13 protein-coding genes are annotated in these 19,156 nt (G+C 73.2%); 9 read left to right on the top strand and 4 right to left on the bottom strand.

The annotated features are described in order from the left end of the window. From ACZ56V_RS20590 to ACZ56V_RS20565, 6 genes are read left to right on the top strand one after another with little or no spacing between them, the layout of a single operon-like run. Entirely contained in the window at positions 1–2,823 is a 2,823-nt protein-coding gene (locus ACZ56V_RS20590; protein ID WP_467382340.1) for an NHLP bacteriocin export ABC transporter permease/ATPase subunit, read from the top strand. A 30-nt stretch (positions 2,824–2,853) separates the two neighbouring features. Further along, positions 2,854–3,864, top strand: a complete 1,011-nt coding sequence (locus ACZ56V_RS20585) for a Ppx/GppA family phosphatase (RefSeq protein ID WP_398908391.1) — start codon at positions 2,854–2,856, stop codon at positions 3,862–3,864. A 47-nt stretch (positions 3,865–3,911) separates the two neighbouring features. Then, positions 3,912–4,091, top strand: coding sequence for a hypothetical protein (locus ACZ56V_RS20580; protein ID WP_398908388.1), 180 nt, complete (start codon positions 3,912–3,914; stop codon positions 4,089–4,091). 55 nt (positions 4,092–4,146) lie between these two features. Continuing rightward, positions 4,147–5,178 (top strand): iron-containing redox enzyme family protein, encoded by a 1,032-nt coding sequence (locus tag ACZ56V_RS20575; RefSeq protein WP_468944076.1) that lies wholly within the window; start codon positions 4,147–4,149, stop codon positions 5,176–5,178. 30 nt (positions 5,179–5,208) lie between these two features. Then, positions 5,209–5,853: a HemK2/MTQ2 family protein methyltransferase gene (locus ACZ56V_RS20570; protein WP_467382338.1), complete on the top strand. Its 645-nt coding sequence runs from the start codon at positions 5,209–5,211 to the stop codon at positions 5,851–5,853. Beyond that, on the top strand, positions 5,834–6,064 hold the full coding sequence (locus ACZ56V_RS20565) for a CDGSH iron-sulfur domain-containing protein (protein WP_468944072.1): 231 nt from the start codon (positions 5,834–5,836) through the stop codon (positions 6,062–6,064). Before ACZ56V_RS20570 ends, ACZ56V_RS20565 begins: the two co-directional genes overlap by 20 nt. A gap of 163 nt (positions 6,065–6,227) precedes the next feature. Here the strand turns inward: ACZ56V_RS20565 and ACZ56V_RS20560 are convergent, their stop codons facing one another. Next, the gene (locus ACZ56V_RS20560; protein ID WP_468944069.1) at positions 6,228–6,662 is read right to left on the bottom strand and encodes a protease inhibitor; all 435 of its coding nucleotides are present in this window, start codon (positions 6,660–6,662) and stop codon (positions 6,228–6,230) included. A 359-nt stretch (positions 6,663–7,021) separates the two neighbouring features. Here ACZ56V_RS20560 and ACZ56V_RS20555 point away from each other — a divergent pair, with 359 nt between their 5' ends. Further along, positions 7,022–8,191: a lactate 2-monooxygenase gene (locus ACZ56V_RS20555; RefSeq protein WP_398908382.1), complete on the top strand. Its 1,170-nt coding sequence runs from the start codon at positions 7,022–7,024 to the stop codon at positions 8,189–8,191. Between the two features lie 40 nt (positions 8,192–8,231). Here the strand turns inward: ACZ56V_RS20555 and ACZ56V_RS20550 are convergent, their stop codons facing one another. The 3 genes from ACZ56V_RS20550 to ACZ56V_RS20540 all read right to left on the bottom strand — a co-directional run bounded on the left by ACZ56V_RS20550 (position 8,232) and on the right by ACZ56V_RS20540 (position 15,667). Further along, entirely contained in the window at positions 8,232–9,839 is a 1,608-nt protein-coding gene (locus ACZ56V_RS20550) for an RICIN domain-containing protein (protein ID WP_468944066.1), read from the bottom strand. Positions 9,840–10,181: 342 nt separating this feature from the next. Beyond that, positions 10,182–12,425, bottom strand: a complete 2,244-nt coding sequence (locus ACZ56V_RS20545) for a cellulase (protein ID WP_468944063.1) — start codon at positions 12,423–12,425, stop codon at positions 10,182–10,184. Positions 12,426–12,580: 155 nt separating this feature from the next. Beyond that, positions 12,581–15,667 (bottom strand): glycoside hydrolase family 2 TIM barrel-domain containing protein, encoded by a 3,087-nt coding sequence (locus tag ACZ56V_RS20540; protein WP_468944060.1) that lies wholly within the window; start codon positions 15,665–15,667, stop codon positions 12,581–12,583. A 279-nt stretch (positions 15,668–15,946) separates the two neighbouring features. Here ACZ56V_RS20540 and ACZ56V_RS20535 point away from each other — a divergent pair, with 279 nt between their 5' ends. After that, complete coding sequence (locus ACZ56V_RS20535; protein ID WP_467382328.1) at positions 15,947–18,328, top strand: SpoIIE family protein phosphatase; 2,382 nt, start codon at positions 15,947–15,949, stop codon at positions 18,326–18,328. Positions 18,329–18,459: 131 nt separating this feature from the next. Next, positions 18,460–19,125: a DUF4232 domain-containing protein gene (locus tag ACZ56V_RS20530; RefSeq protein ID WP_467382326.1), complete on the top strand. Its 666-nt coding sequence runs from the start codon at positions 18,460–18,462 to the stop codon at positions 19,123–19,125. The last annotated feature ends 31 nt before the right edge of the window (positions 19,126–19,156 follow it).

Genomic DNA, 19,156 nt, shown 5'->3' with positions numbered 1-19,156 from the left:
ATGACGACCGTGCACGAGGGACAGGGCGACCTGGTCCTGGGGGCGCTCGGCTCGCTGGGCACGCGGGTCGACTGCGCCGGGTTCAACCGGCTCGACCTGGAGGGGCCGCAGGTGCTGTGGCTGGTGGTGTCCGGCGCGGTGGACCTGTTCGCGGTCGACGCCGGGGAGCAGGGCCACTGGCACCATCTGGGGCGCCTGGAGGCGGGCTCGGTGCTGCTCGGACCGGTCGCCGGGCCGCAGCACACCCTGGTGGCGCGTCCGCTGCGGGACTGCGTGGTGCACCGCATCGGACTGCGCGAGCTGTACCAGCCGGCGAGCACCCAGACATGGTCGTACGACGCGTACGGCAACCCCCAGTACGTGCCGCCGACGACGAGCCCGCTGGAGTACGCCCTCGCCCTCGGCGTGGGCCGCGGCCTGACCGTCCTCTTCCAGGCGCCGATGGCCGCCGAGCGGGCCGGCGCGCCCGCCGACGACGACGTGTTCTGGATGCAGGTGCCGCCGGGCAGCGTGCAGTACGGGGCGCTGTACGGCGAGGAGGCGGCCGCCGACCTGCTGATGGACCCGGCGCTGTGGCAGAGCATGGTCGACCAGCAGTACCGGCTGCTGACCACGCTGGACCGCTGGATCGAGCAGTTGGAGCGCACCCACGAGACGCGTACCGCGGCCGGTATCAAGGCCGGTGAGGCGGTGCGCGAGCAGGCCGACCGGACGCTGCTGGCCTCCATCGGCAGGCGCCGGGCGCAGCGCGGCACCGCCGCCGACGCCGACGCCACGTACGCGGCCTGCAGGCTGGTCGCCCGCGCCGCGGGGATCCCGCTCGCCGAGCCGGCCCTGGGCGGCGCCGAGAGCGACCGGCTCGACCCGGTGGAGCGCATCGCGCTCGCCTCGCGGGTGCGGACCAGGTCGGTGCGGCTGGAGGACCGCTGGTGGCGGGACGACGTGGGCCCGCTGGTCGGGCACCGCACCCTGTCGGGGGCGCCGGTGGCGCTGCTGTGGCGGCGCGGTGGCTATGTGGCCGTGCATCCGGCGACCGGTCGTGAGACGCCGGTGGAGAAGGCGAACGCCGGGGAGTTCGAGCCGCGCGCGGTGATGTTCTACCGGCCGCTGCCCGAGCGGCGGCTGAGTCCGCTGCGGCTGCTGCGGTTCTGTCTGGCGGGCACCCGCGGGGATCTGACCGGTCTGCTGCTCGCCGGTCTGGTGACGGTGGCGCTCGGCGCGCTGGTGCCGGTCGCGACGGGCCGGGTGCTCGGCGAGTTCGTGCCGAAGGCGCAGACCGGGCTGATCGTGCAGGTGTGTCTCGCGGTGATGCTGAGCAGTGTCGTCGCGGCGGCCTTCATGCTGTTGCAGAACCTGACCATCCTGCGTCTGGAGGGCCGGATCGAGGCGACGCTCCAGCCAGCCGTGTGGGACCGGCTGCTGCGGCTGCCGACGAAGTTCTTCACCGAGCGTTCCACCGGCGAGCTGGCGAGCGCGGCCATGGGCATCAGCGCGATCCGCCGGCTGCTGGCGGGGGTCGGTCCGACGGTGGCCCAGTCGGTGACCGTCGGGGCGGTGAACCTCGGCCTGCTGCTCTGGTTCAGCGTGCCGATGGCCCTGGCCGCGATCGGCATGCTGGTGGTCGTCGCCGGGGTCTTCCTGGGCCTGGGACTGTGGCAGGTGCGCTGGCAGCGCCGGCTGGTCAAGCTCACCAACAAGCTGAACAACCAGGCGTTCCAGACGCTGCGCGGGCTGCCCAAGCTGCGGGTGGCGGCGGCCGAGAACTACGCCTACGCGGCCTGGGCGGAGCGGTTCGCCCACAGCCGGGAGCTGCAGCAGCGGGCGGGGCGGATCAAGAACCTGAACGCGGTGCTGGGCGCGGTGTACCTGCCGCTGTGCACGCTGCTGATGTTCATGCTGCTCGCCGGTCCGGCGCGGGGTTCGATGTCGGCGGCCGAGTTCCTCACCTTCAACGCCTCGGTGACGATGCTGCTGACCTCGGTCACCCAGCTGACCGGCGCGTTCGTGTCGGGGGTGGCGGCGCTGCCGCTGTTCGAGGAGATCCGGCCGGTGCTGGACGCGACGCCCGAGGTGCGGACGGCGAGCACCCGGCCGGGGCCGCTGTCGGGGGCGATCGAGGCGCGCCGGCTGTCCTTCCGGTACACCGACGACGGGCCGCTGGTCCTGGACGACGTGTCCTTCGAGGTGCGTCCCGGCGAGTTCGTGGCGGTCGTCGGCCCCAGCGGCTGCGGCAAGTCGACGCTGCTGAGACTGCTGATCGGCTTCGACCGGCCGCTGTCGGGCAGCGTCCTGTACGACGGCCAGGACCTGGCCGCGCTGGACCAGTCGGCGGTGCGCAGGCAGTGCGGGGTGGTGCTCCAGCACGCGCAACCGTTCACCGGCTCGATCCTGGACGTCATCTGCGGCACCGAGCCGTACACGCCCGAGGAGGCGATGGCGGCGGCCGAGATGGCGGGGCTGGCGGAGGACATCCGGCGGATGCCGATGGGCCTGCACACCATCGTGTCGGGCAGCGGCGCGGTCTCCGGGGGCCAGCGGCAGCGGCTGATGATCGCTCAGGCGCTGATCCGCCGGCCGCGCATCCTCTTCTTCGACGAGGCCACCAGCGCCCTGGACAACGAGACGCAGCGCACGGTGATCGAGTCCACCAAGGCGCTCAACGCCACCCGGATCGTGATCGCGCACCGCCTGTCCACGGTGCTGGACGCCGACCGCGTGATCGTGATGGAGGACGGCAAGGTCGCCCAGCAGGGTCCGCCCGCCCAGTTGCTGGCGGACACCGGCGGGCGGCTGCACGAGCTGGTGCGGCGACAGCTGGCCTGATCGGCGCTCGAATGGGTACCTGTTGCCCTCATGCGGATCAGCGTGGTGGATGTGGGGTCGAACACGGTCCGGCTCATGGTGGCGGACGCCGAGGGCGGCGTCCCGCTGCCGGTGCACACCGCCAAGTGGCGGCTGCGGCTGTCGGAGCAGGTCAGGCCGGGCGGCCCGGTCCCGGAGGAGGCCGTGGAGCGGCTCGTCGAGGCGGTCGCGGACGCCGGCCGGACCGCGGACCGCTGGGGCGCGGCGGAACCGCTGGCCTTCGCGACCGCCGTGGTGCGCGCCGCGCCGAACCGGCGTGAGGTGCTGCGCTCCGTGCACGCCCGCACCGGCGTGCCGCTGTGCACCCTGCCGGGCGAGGTGGAGGCGGAGCTGACCTTCCTCGGGGCCCGGCGCTGGATGGGCTGGCGGGTCGGGCCGCTGGCCCTGCTGGACATCGGCGGCGGTTCGCTGGAGGTCGCGTTCGGGCGTGGCCGGCTGCCCGGCTTCGTGGCCTCGCTGCCGCTGGGCGCGGCCCGGCTCACCCACGAGTTCCTGGCGGGCGGCCAGGGCCCGGCGTCGCGGGACCAGGTCAAGGCGTTGCGCCGGGGGGTCCGCCACCAGCTGCGGGACGTCGCCGCGCGGATCCGCTGGGAGGGGCCGCGGACCGCCGTGGCCACCTCGCGGACCTTCCAGCAGCTCGGGCGGCTGTGCGGGGCCCCGCCGGGCCGGCACGGGCCCTTCATGGAGCGGCGGATGCGCTGCTCGGACCTGGGGGACGCGGTGGGCCGGCTGGCCGCCCTGTCCGCCGCCGAGCGGGCCCGGCTGCCGGGCATCTCGGCACCGCGCGCGGCCCAGAGCCTTGCCGGAGCCGTGGTGGGGCACACCGCGATGAAGCTGATCGGCCTCGAGTCGGTGACGCTCTGCCCCTGGGCGATCCGGGAGGGCGTTCTGCTGCGCCACATCGAGGACGGCCCGTCCTGGTGGGCCGAGGTCGTCCGCCGCAGCGAGGAGGCTGCTCCCCCGGCGCCGGTGCCCCTGCGCCTGGCGTCCACGTCGAACTGAACGACCGAGGCAAGAGCCGTACGACGAGAAGCGAGAAGGAGCACATCGTGTCCCAGGACGGCGAGCACGACCACAAGCACCCCGAGACCGCCATCGAGGAGGTGCTGCGCGAGATCGAGGAGGCCAGGCCCCGCGACGCGGAGTCCGACGACGGCGGGCACCGGGGCGAGGCGGGGGACGCCACGTCGCCGAACACCGGTGCCCAGAAGGACGTCGAGGGCGAGTGACGTACCGCTCCGTGCGGCCGGGGGTGCCGGGACGGTGTCCGGGTACTCGCGACGCATGGAGTACGACCGCGAAGGACCACAGCTGCCGACGGCCCGGGGACCGGTCTCCGAGGCCGTCGGCGCACATCTGCTCGGTACGGGCCCGCTGCCCTCCCCCGAGGCCGTCGCCGCCGCGCCCGTGTACGGCGACGACCTCCAGCTCGCCCTGTACCAGTGTTACGAGCTGCACTACCGGGGCTTCGCCGGTGTCCGCCCCGACCTGGAGTGGGACCCTGCCCTGCTGGGCGTGCGGGCCGGGCTGGAGCGGCGCTTCCTGTCCGCCCTGCGGGCCGACACCCCGGTCCACGACAGCGTCGCGGACGCGGTCGGGGCGCTGCTCGTCGAGCCCGTCCACGGCGAGGGGGTCAGCCACTTCCTGCGGGACGAGGGCGAGTTGTGGCAGCTGCGCGAGTACGCGGCCCAGCGCTCGCTGTACCACCTCAAGGAGGCCGACCCGCACGCCTGGGTGCTGCCGCGGCTCTGGGGCCGGGCGAAGGCGGCGATGGCGGCGGTGGAGTTCGACGAGTACGGCGGCGGCCGCGCCGACCGGGTGCACGCCCGCCTGTTCGCCGACCTGATGACGGATCTGGACCTGGACACGACGTACGGGGCCCATCTCGACGCGGCCTCGGCCGAGTGCCTGGCCACGGTGAACATGATGTCCCTGTTCGGCCTGCACCGGTCGCTGCGCGGCGCGCTGGTGGGGCATTTCGCGGCGGTGGAGATCACCTCGTCGCCCGGTTCCCGGCGGCTCGCCGAGGCGATGCGCCGCACCGGTGCGGGTCCGGCCGCCGAGTTCTTCTACGACGAGCACGTCGAGGCCGACGCGGTGCACGAGCAGATCGTGCGGCACGAGGTGATCGACGGCCTGCTGGAGCAGGAGCCGCAGCTCGCGGCGGACGTCGTGTTCGGCATCGACGCCACCGGCCACCTCGAAGCGCGCCTCGGCGACCGGCTGCTCGCCGACTGGCGCGCGGGACGGTCGTCCCTGCGTACGCCGCTGCCCGCCGATCGCCGTGTCCACGGAGAAATTTCTCATATTTCGTGACGACCGGGGTACGTGGGATCCGTGAATTTCATGGTGCTACCGGGCGTCTACGCCCCTCAGGAGGACACCGCCCTGCTGGCCGGGGCGCTGTCGGACGAGTCGCTCCCGCCGGGCGCGGCCGTGCTCGACGTGGGGACCGGCTCGGGCGCCCTGGCCCTGGCGGCGGCCCGGCGGGGCGGCCGGGTGACCGCGGTGGACGTGTCGTGGCGCGCGGTGTGCGCCGCGCGGCTCAACGCGGCCCGGGCCGGGCTGCCGGTCCGCGTCCGGCACGGCAACCTCTTCACGCCCGTACGCGGTGAGACCTTCGATCTGGTGCTGGCCAATCCGCCGTATGTGCCGGCGCCCGCCTCCAACCGTCGTCCGCGTGGTGCCGCGCGGGCCTGGGACGCCGGGCACGACGGTCGCATGGTCCTGGACCGGATCTGCCTTCAGGCGCCCCGGCTGCTGCGCCCGGGCGGTGTGCTGCTGCTCGTGCAGTCGGCGCTCAGCGACCCCGCGAGGACCGAGGCGCTGCTGCGCGAGGCGGGCCTGAAGGCCGCTGTGGTCCGGCGGCGGCGGATCGCGTTCGGTCCCGTGCTGCGCGGCCGGGAGCGCTGGCTGCGGCAGCGCGGACTGCTGTCCCTGGCCGACTACGAGGAGGAGCTGGTGGTCGTCCGTGCCGAACTCCCCGTCTGACGCCCCGCGCCGGATCAAGGTCCAGCGCCGGGGGCCGCTGCTGGTGGAAGGGCCGGTGGAGGTGGAGCTGGAGGACGGGACGACGGTGTTCTCCGACCGCTTCCGGGTGGCGCTGTGCACGTGCCGGCGCAGTCGGCGCTATCCGTGGTGCGACACCAGCCACCGCGCCCGCTCGTCCGGGTCCGGTGACGGGCCGGCCGCGAAGGACTGATCCCCGGCTCCCCGGTGGTCGCTCCCGGATCCGGGAGGGCGGCGGACGGCCCCACTCCGTCCGCCGCCCCCGGTGCGGGCCCGCGGGCTCCGTACGGCGGCGGCTCGCACTCCCCAGTGGCGAGCCGCCGGTCACGCCGCACGGTCCCGGCGGTCCCGGTCCCTCAGAACGTGAAGACGCTCGCGCTGCCCGCGTTCTTCACGCACTCGTTGGCGAAGGTGCGTTCGTAGGAGAGGCGCCGGCCCTGCCAGACCCCGTCGACGGTGACGACCACGGGCGCGTACTCCCGGGTGCACATCACCGTGTCCTCGGCGGCCAGCGCGCCCGGGTCGCCGTGCGCGGCGCGCAGTTCGGCGCAGGCCGCGTCGGCCGCGGGGTGGGTGCCGGAGGCCGTCGGGGCGCAGGTCAGGGTGACCGCCCGCAGGGGTGCGGCGGTGGCAGCGCTCTCTCCGTGCCCCATGGTCAGCACCAGGGCCGAGGGGGCGTAGAGCGACGCGGGGGCGGTGGCCGGGGAGGCGAGAGAGGCCCCGGTGAGGGGCCCGCAGACGGCGGTGGCCGTCAGGCCCAGAGTCGCTGCCCAGCGCGCGGTGTTCCGCATTGTGTGCATCCTTCCGCTCGTTTCGAGGGTGGTGCCGGCCCGGCTCGGTCGGTGCCGGAACGGCGAGCGCGAGTCTGCCGAGTCCGGCGCCGAAACTCATCTCGACCCCATGGGTTTCGGTAACATTGCGTATTGAATCAGTGGCGTGAAGTCACGGAATTTGAACGTTCCAAGTCCGCAACTGGGCGTTTCTTGATCGAATGTTGAGACCGGAACTGGCCGGATGGCGTGATCCACACCTTCGCCGATAGGCCTGAAACACCCCTGAAACAGACCCGTCGACCCTGACGGCCGCCTCCGGCATACCCGCGGGTATGGTGCCCGGCAGCGCGAGCTCGACGACGAGAGGCGGACGTGGGATGCCGAAGCACTGGGCGGACTTCCAGTACGAGATCTACCTGAACGGCATGACGGGCGCCGTGCCCCGGCTGCCCACCGATCTGACCCGGCTGGAGGAGCTGACCGAGCGGCGCCTGGGCCCCGGTCCCTTCGGGTACGTCGCGGGCAGCGCGGGCGACGGCAGCACCGCCCGCGCCAACCGGGCGGCGCTGGCCCGGCGCCGGATCGTCCCGCGCATGCTGCGCGACGTGCACGAACGCGACCTGCGCGTCGAGGTGCTGGGCCGGGACCTGCCCGCACCGCTGGCGCTCGCGCCGGTCGGCGTCCTGTCGATCATGCATCCGGACGCGGAGCCCGCCGCGGCCCGGGCCGCGGCCGCCCAGGGCGTGCCGTACATCCTCTCCTCCGCCTCCAGCACGCCCATGGAGCAGGTCGCCGAGGCGATGGGCGACGCCGAGCGCTGGTTCCAGCTGTACTGGCCCAAGGACCGCGAGGTGGCACGCAGCTTCCTGCAGCGCGCCGGGGCGGCCGGGTACACGGCGCTGTTCGTCACGCTGGACACTCCGCTGCTGTCCTGGCGCCCGCGCGACCTCGACCAGGCGTACCTGCCGTTCCTGCACGGGGTGGGCACCGCCAACTACTTCTCGGACCCGGCCTTCCGGGCCGGTCTGGCGAAGCCGGTGCACGAGGACCCGAACGCGGCGGTGATGCATTTCGTCGGCATGTTCTCCGATCCCGCCAAGTCCTGGCCGGACCTGGCGTTCCTGCGGGAGAACTGGGACGGTCCGATCGTCCTCAAGGGCGTCCTGCACCCGGACGACGCCCGGCTCGCCGCCGACGCCGGGATGGACGGCGTGGTCGTCTCCAACCACGGCGGCCGTCAGGTGGCCGGTTCCGTCGCGGCCGCGGACGCCCTGCCGCGCGTGGTGGAGGCGGTCGGCGACCGGCTCACCGTGCTGTTCGACAGCGGCGTCCGCACCGGCGACGACGTCTTCAAGGCGCTCGCGCTCGGCGCCCGCGCGGTACTCCTGGGCCGTCCCTATGTCTACGGCCTGGGTCTGGACGGCCAGGCCGGCGTGGAGCACGTGATCCGCTGTCTGCTCGCCGAACTGGACCTCACCCTGGCCCTGTCCGGACACGCCTCACCAGCCACGCCGGGCCCCGCCGACCTGGTCGAGGACCCCGAGTGAGGGGACGGCGGCCCCGTCCCCCCGGAGAGTGCGGGTCCCCTCAGCCGCCGGGCAGTTCCACGGCCCGCGCGCCCGGTGCGTCGGTGCGGGCGATCGACAGGGAGCCCTCCGCCGTCGGCACCGGGTCGGTGCGCCAGCGCTGCGCCTCGGAGCCGTCGTGCACCTTGACGACGATGTCGGCGTCCGGGGCACCGGTGGTGGTGGCGAGCGCGAGCAGCTTCTGTCCGCGCGGCACCAACTCGCCCTGACCGGTGAGGTCGTAGCGCACGTCGTCGCCCCGCTCGGTGCCCTCGTCGGCGCAGGTACCGAGGATGACGACGCCGGCGTCCGCCCGCGAGTCCAGACACAGTCCCGGGTCGGCGACGTTGCGCAGCAGCCCGTCGTCCTCGTAGGTCCACTGCTGGGTCCACGCCTCGGAGCACTCCGCCAGCCGGGCACCCGCCCCGGCCTTCGGCTCGCCCCGGACGTCGAGGCAGAGGTTCGCGGCGACGTTGCGCAGCCGGGTGCGGTCCGCCGCCGAGGGCATCCCGGCCGCGTCGGGCGGTTTCGGACGGCTCGTGGCGGACGTCTCGCCGTCCTTGTCCACGGCGCTGGTGGAGGCGGCCGGATCGGCACCGCCGCCGTCGTACGACCACACGCTCACCACGAGCACGATGGCCAGCACCCCGGCGGAGGCGGCGCCGAACTGCCTGAGCACCGAGCGGCCCGAGCGCGGACGGCCCGGGACCCTGCGCACGGGCACGGGGAGCCGGGCCAGCAGCCCGGGACGCCCGCCGCGGTGCCGGGCGGCGCCCTTGGCCAGCGCGCCCAGCGTCGCCCGTGCGGGACGGGAGTCGAGATAGCGCCGGGCGCCCCAGCCGAGCACGGCCTCGGCGATCAGCGTGCCCAGCTCGCGCTCGAAATGGCCGAGTTGGTCGGCGGCGTGCCGGCAGTGACGGCAGTCGGCGAGATGTTTGCGGACGTCCGGCAGCAGGGCGCCGCCCCGGCGAATCGGGACGTCGAGCAGCCGGCTGTGGAAGCGGCAGTCCTGGCTCGGCGCGAGCTGCCGGTGGGCGTGCAGACAACCCTCGCGGAATTTCTCACGCGCCTGTTCGAGAGTGGCCGACGCGGTGTCGGTGTCCATGCCCAGCAGACCGGCCGGGACACTTATGGACTCGCCTTCGACCTCCGTGTGCCACAGCAAACAACGGGCCGGTCCGGGAAGAGAGGCGAATGCCCGGGCGGCCAGCGTGCGGTTTTCCGGGGTCAAGGACTTCGCCGCCCGCATACCCCGTCCGCCGGCGGGTTTGAGCAACTGCGGCAGGGCACCGGATATCGCGTCGTCGGCGGACCACTGGCGGACCGTGTCACGCACGGCCACCAGCAGCCGCGGGCGCAGTGCGGTGGCCGGTTCGCCCTCGGCGAGCCGGGCCAGCACCCGGTGCCAGGCCGCCGCGGTGACCATGGCGGTGACCTGGGCCGAGGTGGCGAGGCAGATGACCGCGTAGTCGTGTGCGGGCTGCCAGTGGCGGGCCATCAGCAGCGCGGCGATCCGGGCGGAGTCGCTTTCCGGGCCGTCCCGGAGCCGCGCGGCCAGCAACTCGTCGGACTCCCCGGGGTCCCCGCCCGAGGGCGGGTAGGCGGGTCGAGGGGGGTGGGGGGTGGGCACTGAGATGTTCCTTCCCACGCGCAGGTGACTCAGAAGTTCCGAACGCCGAAAAGGACCCACGGATTGGTGTGTACCTCTTGGGCGGAGCACGGGAGGCGTGAATTCGCCATGGCGAAATCGGACCCGGCCCGTCAAAGCGCGTGCGAGACCCGGCCTTTACCCCCCGCACGGGTGCTTCACTCTCGCACAAACCACTCATGGTCAACAAGGCGACCGGGCAACATCGGCCGCCTTTGAAAGAAGGTCAGAAACCCCGGCGTGCCAAGAGGGCCGCACCGCCCTTTCCGTTTTCTCCACGGAAGCGGTGCGGCCCTCGACGGGGGGCGGAGTCGGCCGGTCGGGTCAGCCCTGGTCCGCCACGAAGGAGGCCATCCGGGCCAGCGCGGCGTTCCAGTTGATGGTGTGCTCGTTGGTCGACCAGGACTGGATGTCGTCGATGAAGCAGAACTGTCCGACACAGCCCTGGAGTTTGCTCTGCGCGTAGGGGTCCTGGATGCTCGAGTTCGGACCGCCGGACAGGGTGCCGTCGGGCGGCGCGGGCAGGGCGGGGTCGAGCTGGTGGGCGTACCAGCGGCTGTGCTGGTTGTGCGCGTTGACCTCGCCGTAACCGGTGACGTACGACATGTTCAGCGCGTTGCGGCCGAGGATGTAGTCCATGCTCTGCACGGCGCCGTCACGGTACTTGGAGCCGCCGGTGACGTCGTAGGCGGTGGCGAGGACGACCGCGTTGTTCAGGACCTGGTGGCTGGAGCCCCAGTCGTACACGTTGCCGTTGGGGGCGTAGGGCATGCCGTACGGGTGCGCCTTCAGCGTCGCCAGGTAGCCGTCGGCGCCGCGGACGACGGAGCGGCGGACCTGGTCCCGGCCGGGGAGCCGGCTGGGGACGGTCGCCAGGTCGAGGCGGGCGGGGACGGCGGTGCTCGCCCAGTCGAAGCTGATCGGCCCGAAGATGTCGGCGGTGTGCACCGGGGACTTCAGCACGTACTCCTTGAAGTCCCGCTCCCCCGTCGTCAGGTACAGCTCGGCCGCCGCCCAGTAGAAGTCGTCGGCGACCTTGGCGTCGGGGTAGGTGCCGCCGCCGATGCCGTCGTTCTCGTCGGCGAGCAGGTCCGGGTGGGCGAGCGCCGCGGCCCAGGCGGTACGGGCGGCGTCGAGCGCCTTCGCGGCGAACTCCCGGTCGTAGGGGCGGTACAGGCGGGCGGCCTGCGCGGCCGTCGCCGCCAGGTTGAGGGTCGCCGCGGTGGTCGGCGGGTGGAGTTCGCGCTTCTGCGGGTCGTCGCTGGGCAGCAGCGGCAGCCCGGTCCACTGCTCGTCGTGGATCTTGTGGTGCGCCATCCCGGCCAGTGGCTGTCCCTGCGGCACCTGCATCTTCAGCAGGAACTCCAGCTCCCAGCGGGCCTCGTCGAGGATGTCCGGCACCTTGTTGCCGCTCTCGGGGATGTCGAGCGAGCCGTCGCCGAGCTCGGCGGGCTCCCCGGTGCGGGCGTGCAGCGAGCGCTCGTAGGTGCTGAGCAGCTCCCAGGTGGAGATGCCGCCGTTGACGACGTACTTGCCGTGGTCGCCCGCGTCGTACCAGCCGCCGGAGACGTCCAGGGTGTAGTCGCACACGCCGGGTTGGCAGGGCACCTCGGTGTCGCCCTGGTTGGGTGCCGTGCCCACGTGTCCGGCGGGGCGTCCGTAGCCGGGGCGGAGCTCGTCACTGATCGCGGTGCCGCTGCGCTGCGTGTAGTAGTACTTCGCGGAGTCCAGGCGCAGCCGCTCGTAGGCGGCCGTGCCGATGTCGAAGGGGCGGCTGGTCTCGCCGTCGGCGACCAGGGTGTAGCCCTCGCCGCGCTGGGTGTAGCGGCCGAAGTCGATCGAGTGGACGTTCTGCCCGGAGGAGGCGTCGACGCCGCGCGGCGTGCTCCAGCCGTGGGCGACGACCCGCCCGGCGTCGCTCTTCAGCTGCCAGGGCAGGCGGGTGGTGGCGTCGGTGACGAGCGTCGCGTTCTTCGGCCCCGAGGGCAGGTAGGCGACCTGGTTGACCCGCACCCGCGGCCCGGTGTCCGGCACGTACGGCTCGGGCGCCACGCCGCCCAGCAGGGACACGTCGTCCACGCAGAACCGCCAGGCGTCGGGCGTGCCGCCGAGCTGGAAGCCGACCTGTCCCTGGCTGGTGTCGACGGGCGAGGTGAAGGTGTACGAGTAGGTGTTGCCCGAGACGCTCAGCTGCGGGCTGATCTCGTAGTAGGTGTCGTACGGGGACACCGACAGGCCGACGATCGCCCGGACCACGTGGTCGGCGGGCGTACCGGTGGCGGTGAAGGAGAACTTGTACGACTCCCCGGCGACCAGGGTGATGTCGTTCTGGCCGAGGGCGGCGTCCCAGCGGTTGGTGGTGCCGCCGGGGGCGTCGGCGCACAGCCGGCCGTCGGTCACGGCGGCGGTGACGTTGCTGCTCGTCCACCAGGACTCGGTGCCGTTGTCGAAGGTGCCGTTCCTGACCTGCTCGGTCTCCTCGGCGCCGGCCGGGGCGGCGGGCAGCGCGGTGACGGCCGCCGCCAGCAGGGCCGTCAGGGAGACGAGCGCGGTTCTGCGTCTTTTCACGTCCGGGCTCCTCGGGGGAGGTGGCGCTCGCCAGAGAATGGGAGCGCTCCCAAATGCGGTCGCAGGCCATGCTTGTGGCAGACATGACACGCCGTCAACGGTCCGGACGGGACCGGTTTTCCGACCGGTTCCCGTCCGGAGCGCGGCAGGGCGGCTCAGGCGGCGGGTGCCTCCAGGCGGCTGACGCGGATCGCTCCCCGTGCCTCGCCGGGGTGACGGCTGGTCAGCGTGAGGCGGACCCGGGAGCCCCGCAGCCGCGGGAAGGTGATGACCGTGGGCGCGTCGGAGGCGATGGCCCACTCGGTCCGCACCTCCTTCGCCGCACGCCAGGCACGGCCGTCCCAGACGGCGACCTCGACGGCCGCGGGCAGGCTGTGCCCGTCGTCCACGGTGAAGGAGACCTCGACCCGGTCGTAGGTGCGCGTGCGCCCGTGGTCGACCGAGATCCAGTCCTCGGCGCGGGCGCCGTCGAAGGCGGGGAGCAGGGCGGTGGCCGCCTTGTGGAAGCCGTTGGACCAGCCGGTGGCCGGGTCGCCGTCGAGCACGGCGGCGGGCAGGGTGTCGGGCCGTCCGGAGTAGCTCGCGTCCGCGTGCGGGTGGTCCACGGGCGCCGGGTGCTCGGGGCGGAACCGCGGGGCCGGTGTGGTCGCCCGGTCCGGGGCCCGCCGGGCGTGCACCGCCGCCGTGCCGGTGCGCAGCCCGTCCGCGCGGGCGGTCACCCGTACCGTGCCCGCACGGGTGCCGGACCGGACGATCGCCAGCGCCTTGCCGTGGAAGGCGGTGCGGGTGCTCGCCTGGTAGCGCTCCGCGCTCTCCTGGCGGCCGTTGTCGAGTCCGGCCAGCGAGCCGCCCGCGACGTCGAAGGAGATCAGGTGCTCGGCGCCGGGCACCACGACCCCCTTCCGGTCGACCACCTCGGCGGTCACGAACACCAGGGAACGGCCGTCGGCGTCGACAATCTCGCGGTCCGGGGTGAGGCGCAGGGCGTGCGGCGCCTGGGCGGTGCGCAGGACGTCGGTGGCCACCGTCCTGCCGCCGCGCCGGGCGACGGCCTTCAGCTCGCCCGCCTCGAAGGGCACGCGCCAGGTCAGGTGCAGCTTGCCCGCGCTGCCGTTGGGGCTGGTGTAGCTGCCGGGGTAGGGGCCGTCGGTGAAGGTCTTGTCGTCGCCGGTGGCCTCGGTGGTCTCCAGGTACGTCCGGCCGTCGACGGTCTTCTTCCGGTCGAAGCGGCGGGTGCCGAGGGACTTCCCGTTCAGGTACAGCTCGACGGCGTCGGCGTTGGTGTACGCCCAGACCTCGACGGTGTCGCCCTCGCGGTGGTTCCACGTCGTCGGCAGCAGGTGGACCATCGGCTCGTCCGTCCACTGGCTGCGGAACAGGTGGTACATGTCCTTCGGGAATCCGGCCGTGTCGACGGCGCCGAAGAAGGACGCCTTCACCGGGAAGACGTCGTACGGCGTGGGCTCGCCGATGTAGTCGATGCCGGACCACAGGAACTGCCCGGCGAACCACTTGCGGTCCCGGTCCTTCTTGTGGCCGTACTCGCCGCTCATCGTCCAGGACGCGAGGTTGTTGTCGTAGGAGGAGGTGGCCCGCCCGCCCGGGGTGTGGTTCTCGCCGGTGTTCAGGTGCTCGGGCTCCTGGTAGGTGCCGCGCGTGGAGGTCTCGGAGGACGATTCGGACTCGAAGAGGAACAGGTGCGGGTAGGCCGCGTGCAGGTCGTCCACCGACTTGGCGGTGTTGTAGTTGAGGCCGAGCCCGTCCAGCTTGGCCAGCATCAGGTCGGCGGCGGAGCCCTTGGCGGGCAGCCGGCGGTACTTGTCGGAGCCGATGACCAGGGGGCGGGTGTCGTCGGCGGCGCGGATGGCGTCGATGATGCGGTCGGCCATGGCGAGTCCTGCGGTGGCGGTGGAGTCGGGGACCTCGTTGCCGATGGACCACATGACGACGGCGGGCGAGTTGCGGGCCGCGAGCACCATCTCGGTGGCGTCCCGCTCGCACCACTCGTCGAAGAACCGGCCGTAGTCGTAGCGGTTCTTGCCGGTGCGCCAGCAGTCGAAGGCCTCCACCAGCATGATGATGCCCATCTCCTCGCAGACCTGGGTCATCTCGGGCGAGGGCGGGTTGTGTGACGTGCGGAAAGCGTTGACGCCCATCGACTTCATGAGGGTCATCTGGCGGCGGATCGCGTCGATGCTGACGGCGGCACCGAGCGCGCCGAGGTCGTGGTGCAGGTCGACGCCCTTGATCTTGGCGTACCTGCCGTTGAGGTGGAAGCCCTCGTCGGGGTCGACGTGGAAGGTGCGGATGCCGAACGGGGTGCGGTACGTGTCGACGGTCCGGCCGCCGACGCGCAGTTCGGTGTGCAGGGTGTAGCGGTGCGGGCTCGCGAAGTCCCACAGCCGCGGGCGCTCGACGGTGAGTTCGTGGGTCTCGGACGCCGCGTCGGCGACGTCGACCGTGGAGGCGGTGCGGGCCACGGTGCGGCCGTCCGCGTCCTTCACCGTCGACCGGACCTCGACCTCGCGCCCGGTGCCCGAGGCGTTCACCACCGACGTCTCCACCCGGACGACGGCGCTCCGCTCGCTCACCCGCGGGGTGGTGACGTACGTGCCCCAGCGCCGTACGTGCACCGGCTCGGTGACGACCAGGCGGGCCTCCCGGTAGATGCCGCTGCCGGAGTACCAGCGGCTGCTCGGCAGTTGGTTGCGCACCTGCACCGCGAGGACGTTCTCGGTGCGGCCGTCGGTGTGCACCAGGTCGGTGAGGTCGAGGGCGAAGCCGGTGTAGCCGTACGGGTGGTGGCCGACCTCCCGGCCGTTGCAATGGACGCGGGAGTCCATGTAGACGCCGTCGAACTCGACCGAGATCCGCTTCCCGGCGAGCGCGGGCGGCAGGGTGAAGGCGAGGCGGTACCAGCCGAGGCCGCCCGGCAGGAAGCCGGTGCCGCTGGTGGTGCCGTGCCCGGTGGTGGGCGTCTGCTCGATGCTCCAGTCGTGCGGAACGGCGACCTCGCGCCACGCAGAGTCGTCGTGGGCGGGGTGGGCGGCGTCCGTGGTGTCCTCGGCCGCGCCGTCGAGGTCGACCAGCCGGAAGCGCCAGCCGTCGCGCAGGGCGACGGTGCTGCGGCCCGCGGCGCCGCCGGTCGCGTCCGCGGCCCACGCCGACGGGGCGGCGAGCGCCATCCCGGCCGCGGGCGTGGCGGCGGAGGCGATCAGAACCGATCTGCGCGTGACCGTCATGGCGGATCTCCCTCATCAGAAAACTCATCGAGGCTCATGAGAACTCAGAAGTACTCACAAGCGATCGCGAACAAACAGATTCTGACGTCGAGCCATACGCGCGCGTCAAGGCCACGGAAAGCACTTTCTGTCCGGTGCGGAGCGGATCCCACGGGGACCTGCGCGACGGTCGGGCCCGGTGCGCACGGTGGGTTCGGGTCCGCACGGAGCCCGAAGCCACTAGGCTGGGAACAAGGTGACGCGCTGATCACTGTGAGTGTGCGCAATGGAGTGGCGACGATGAGTCCGGTCAACCCGTTCGACGATGCCGCCGCGGCCCGCGCCGTCGTCGACGGCTCCGGCACCTTGCGGGAGTGGAACGAGGGCGCCCGCCTGCTGCTCGGCCACCCGGCCGCCGAGGTCGTGGGGCGCCCGGCCGCCGACCTGGTCGCGGACGACCGCGACGGCACACCTCCCGGACGCGACGACGAACAGTGGAGCGGCACCCTCGCCCTTCGCCACCGCGACGGGCACACCGTGTCGGTCTGGGTGCTCGCGCACCGCAGACCCGCGGCGGACGGAGCCCCGCCCACCTGGCTCGCCGTCACCCCGCTGCGGTCCGGCCCCGAACCGGAGGACGACCCGCTGGTCAGAGCGGCCCTCACCCAGTCGCCCTGCGCCATGATGATCTTCGACGACCGGCTCCTGCTGCGCGGGGTCAACGACGCCATGGCACGGCTGCTGGGGCTCCCGCCGGACCGTGTGCGCGGACTGCGGGCCACCGACTTCAGCGACCGGCCGCAGAACGCGGAACTGGAGCGGCAGATGCGGCGCGTGCTGTCCTCCGGCCGCCGGCACGACATGCAGACCCGTCTCAAGGCCGTGGGCGAGAGCCGCGCCCACGCGTGGAACGCCCGTATCGCACCGCTCACCGACGCCGACGGCCAGGTACTCGGCGTGTGTGTCAGCGCCCACGACTTCACCGAGCAGCACCGCGCCCGCGAGCGGCTTCAGCTGGTGAACGAGGCCAGCGTGCGCATCGGCACCACCCTCGACGTCATCCGTACGGCTCAGGAGCTGGCGGACGTGTGCGTCCCCCCGCTCGCCGACTTCGTCAGCGTCGACCTGCTGGACCCGCGTGAGCACGGCGGTGAGCCCGCCACCGTGGTCGAACCGCCGGTCGGCCTGCGCCGCACCGCGCACCGGTCGGTCACCGCGGACTGCCCGCAGTCGGTGGCCGAGACCGGGCAGCTGGACGTCTATCCGGCCGGCTCGCCCCAGGCCGAGTGTCTGCTCTCGGGACAGGCGATCGTGGCCTCGGTGGCCTACGGCGACCTCGAACGCTGGCTCCAGTGGGACCCCGTCCGCCTGCGACGGGTGAAGGAGTACGGCATCCACTCCACGATGTCGGTGCCGCTCCAGGCACGCGGCACCACCCTCGGCGTCGCGGTCTTCACCCGGTTCAGGCGCCCCGACCCCTTCACCCACGACGACGTGCTGCTGGCCGAGGAGGTCAGCGCCCGCGCCGCGGTCTGCATCGACAACGCCCGCCGCTACTCGCGCGAACGCGAGGCGACGCTGACCCTGCAGCGCAGTCTGCTCCCCCGGTGGCTGCCGCCCACCGCCGCGGTGCAGGCGGCCTCCCGCTATCTTCCGGCGGCCCGCTCGGGCGTCGGCGGCGACTGGTTCGACGTCATCCCGCTGTCCGGGATGCGGGTCGCCATGGTCGTCGGGGACGTCGTCGGCCACGGCATCCCGGCCTCGGCCACCATGGGCCGGCTGCGCACCGCCGTGCGCACCCTCGCCGACATCGATCTGACGCCCGAGGAGCTGCTGACCCACCTCGACGACCTGGTGGTGCGGCTGTCCGAGGAGTCCGGCGACGACCGGGCGGGCGAGGTGGGCGCGACGTGTCTGTACGTGGTGTACGACCCGGTGTCCCGGCACTGCTCCATGGCCCGGGCCGGACACCCGGCGCCCGTCCTGGTTCCGCCGGACGGTCCGCCCGAGCAGGTCGAACTGCCCTCCGGGCCACCGCTGGGCGTGGGCGGGCTGCCGTTCGAGTCGGCCGAGCTGGAGCTGCGCGAGGGCAGCCTGCTGGCGCTGTACACCGACGGTCTCGTCGAGAGCCGGGACCGGGACACCGACGCCGGCCAGGCGCTGCTGCGCGAGGCACTGGCCGCCCCCGCCGACTCCCTGGACACCGCCTGCGACCGGGTGCTGCACCGCCTCCTCCCGTCGGGCAGCTCCGCCGACGACGTGGCCCTGCTGCTGGCCCGGACCCGGGGACTGCCCGCCGGACAGGTCGCCACCTGGGACATCCCGGCCGACCCCGCGCTGGTCGCCCCGGTGCGCAAGCAAGTCCTCGAACGGCTTTCCGACTGGGACCTGCTGGAGGCGACCTTCACCGCCGAGCTGGTCGTGAGCGAGCTGGTCACCAACGCCATCCGGTACGGCTCCCCGCCGATCCGGCTCCGGCTGATCCACGACACGGCCACCCTGATCTGCGAGGTCTCCGACACCAGCCACACCGCGCCGCATCTGCGCCGGGCCAGGACCTGGGACGAGGGCGGACGCGGTCTGCTCCTGGTGGCCCAGCTCACCCAGCGCTGGGGCAGCCGGCACACGGCCGAGGGCAAGACGATCTGGGCGGAGCTGGCGCTGCTCGACGACGAGGAGTGAGCCCTCGCCCCGATGCGGAGTGCGTCCCCTCGTTTCCCGGACCGCGCGGCGGGACACTCGGCAGTACGGGGCGTACGGTGCCGGTCGCGCCGGGACCGTGCGCGAGAGCCTGACGGGAGTGTGGAGAAGCGATGGCGAACACGCCCCAGCCACTGCGCCGGACGGCCCTGCTCGCGAGCGGGGTCGCGCTGCTCGGTCTGCTGACCGCCTGCGGCAACGAGAGCGCCACGTCGAGCGGCACCCCGCAGCCGAGCCAGGCCGCCCGCACGGCCGGCACGGCCCCGGGCAGCGGCACCGCGACACCCGGCGACACCGCGCCGGCGGTCGGCGCCACGCCCACCGACACCGCGGGTTCGGCCTCCGCCTCGGCCCGCACCGACGGCCGCTGCCACACCTCGGAGCTGCGGGCCGCCGTCGGCCGCGTGGACCCGGGGGCCGGTCAGCGCAACTTCCCCGTCGTGCTGACCAACACCTCCGACCGCACCTGCACGGTGTACGGCTATCCGGGCGCCGCCTTCGTGGACGCGTCCGGCAAGCAGCTGGGCCCGGACCCCGAGCGCGCGGCGGGCGCCCCCAAGACGGTCACGCTGACCCCGGGCAAGAGTGCGTGGGCCGGACTGTCCTTCTCCAGTCCGCAGATCAGCGACGCCCGCACGGCCACCCCGGCGGCGCTGCTCGTCACCCCGCCGGACGAGCGGGAGCCGCTCAAGGTGACGTGGACGGCCGGCGAGGTCCCGGTCGGCGGCAACGAGTCGTCGGTCTCCGTCACCGCCCTGGACGCGGGCACCGGCCCCTGAGGCACCGGTCCCCAGGGCGCCGGTCCGCTGA

Source organism: Streptomyces sp. NPDC034099, assembly GCF_055575415.1.
This window is presented reverse-complemented; position numbering and strand designations above follow the sequence as displayed.

Coding starts and splice junctions, on each gene's coding strand:
- ACZ56V_RS20590 (WP_467382340.1), top strand. CDS start 1: ATGACGACCGTGCACGAGGGACAGGGCGACCTGGTCCTGGGGGCGCTC.
- ACZ56V_RS20585 (WP_398908391.1), top strand. CDS start 2,854: ATGCGGATCAGCGTGGTGGATGTGGGGTCGAACACGGTCCGGCTCATG.
- ACZ56V_RS20575 (WP_468944076.1), top strand. CDS start 4,147: ATGGAGTACGACCGCGAAGGACCACAGCTGCCGACGGCCCGGGGACCG.
- ACZ56V_RS20570 (WP_467382338.1), top strand. CDS start 5,209: ATGGTGCTACCGGGCGTCTACGCCCCTCAGGAGGACACCGCCCTGCTG.
- ACZ56V_RS20560 (WP_468944069.1), bottom strand. CDS start 6,662: ATGCGGAACACCGCGCGCTGGGCAGCGACTCTGGGCCTGACGGCCACC.
- ACZ56V_RS20555 (WP_398908382.1), top strand. CDS start 7,022: ATGCCGAAGCACTGGGCGGACTTCCAGTACGAGATCTACCTGAACGGC.
- ACZ56V_RS20540 (WP_468944060.1), bottom strand. CDS start 15,667: ATGACGGTCACGCGCAGATCGGTTCTGATCGCCTCCGCCGCCACGCCC.
- ACZ56V_RS20535 (WP_467382328.1), top strand. CDS start 15,947: ATGAGTCCGGTCAACCCGTTCGACGATGCCGCCGCGGCCCGCGCCGTC.
- ACZ56V_RS20530 (WP_467382326.1), top strand. CDS start 18,460: ATGGCGAACACGCCCCAGCCACTGCGCCGGACGGCCCTGCTCGCGAGC.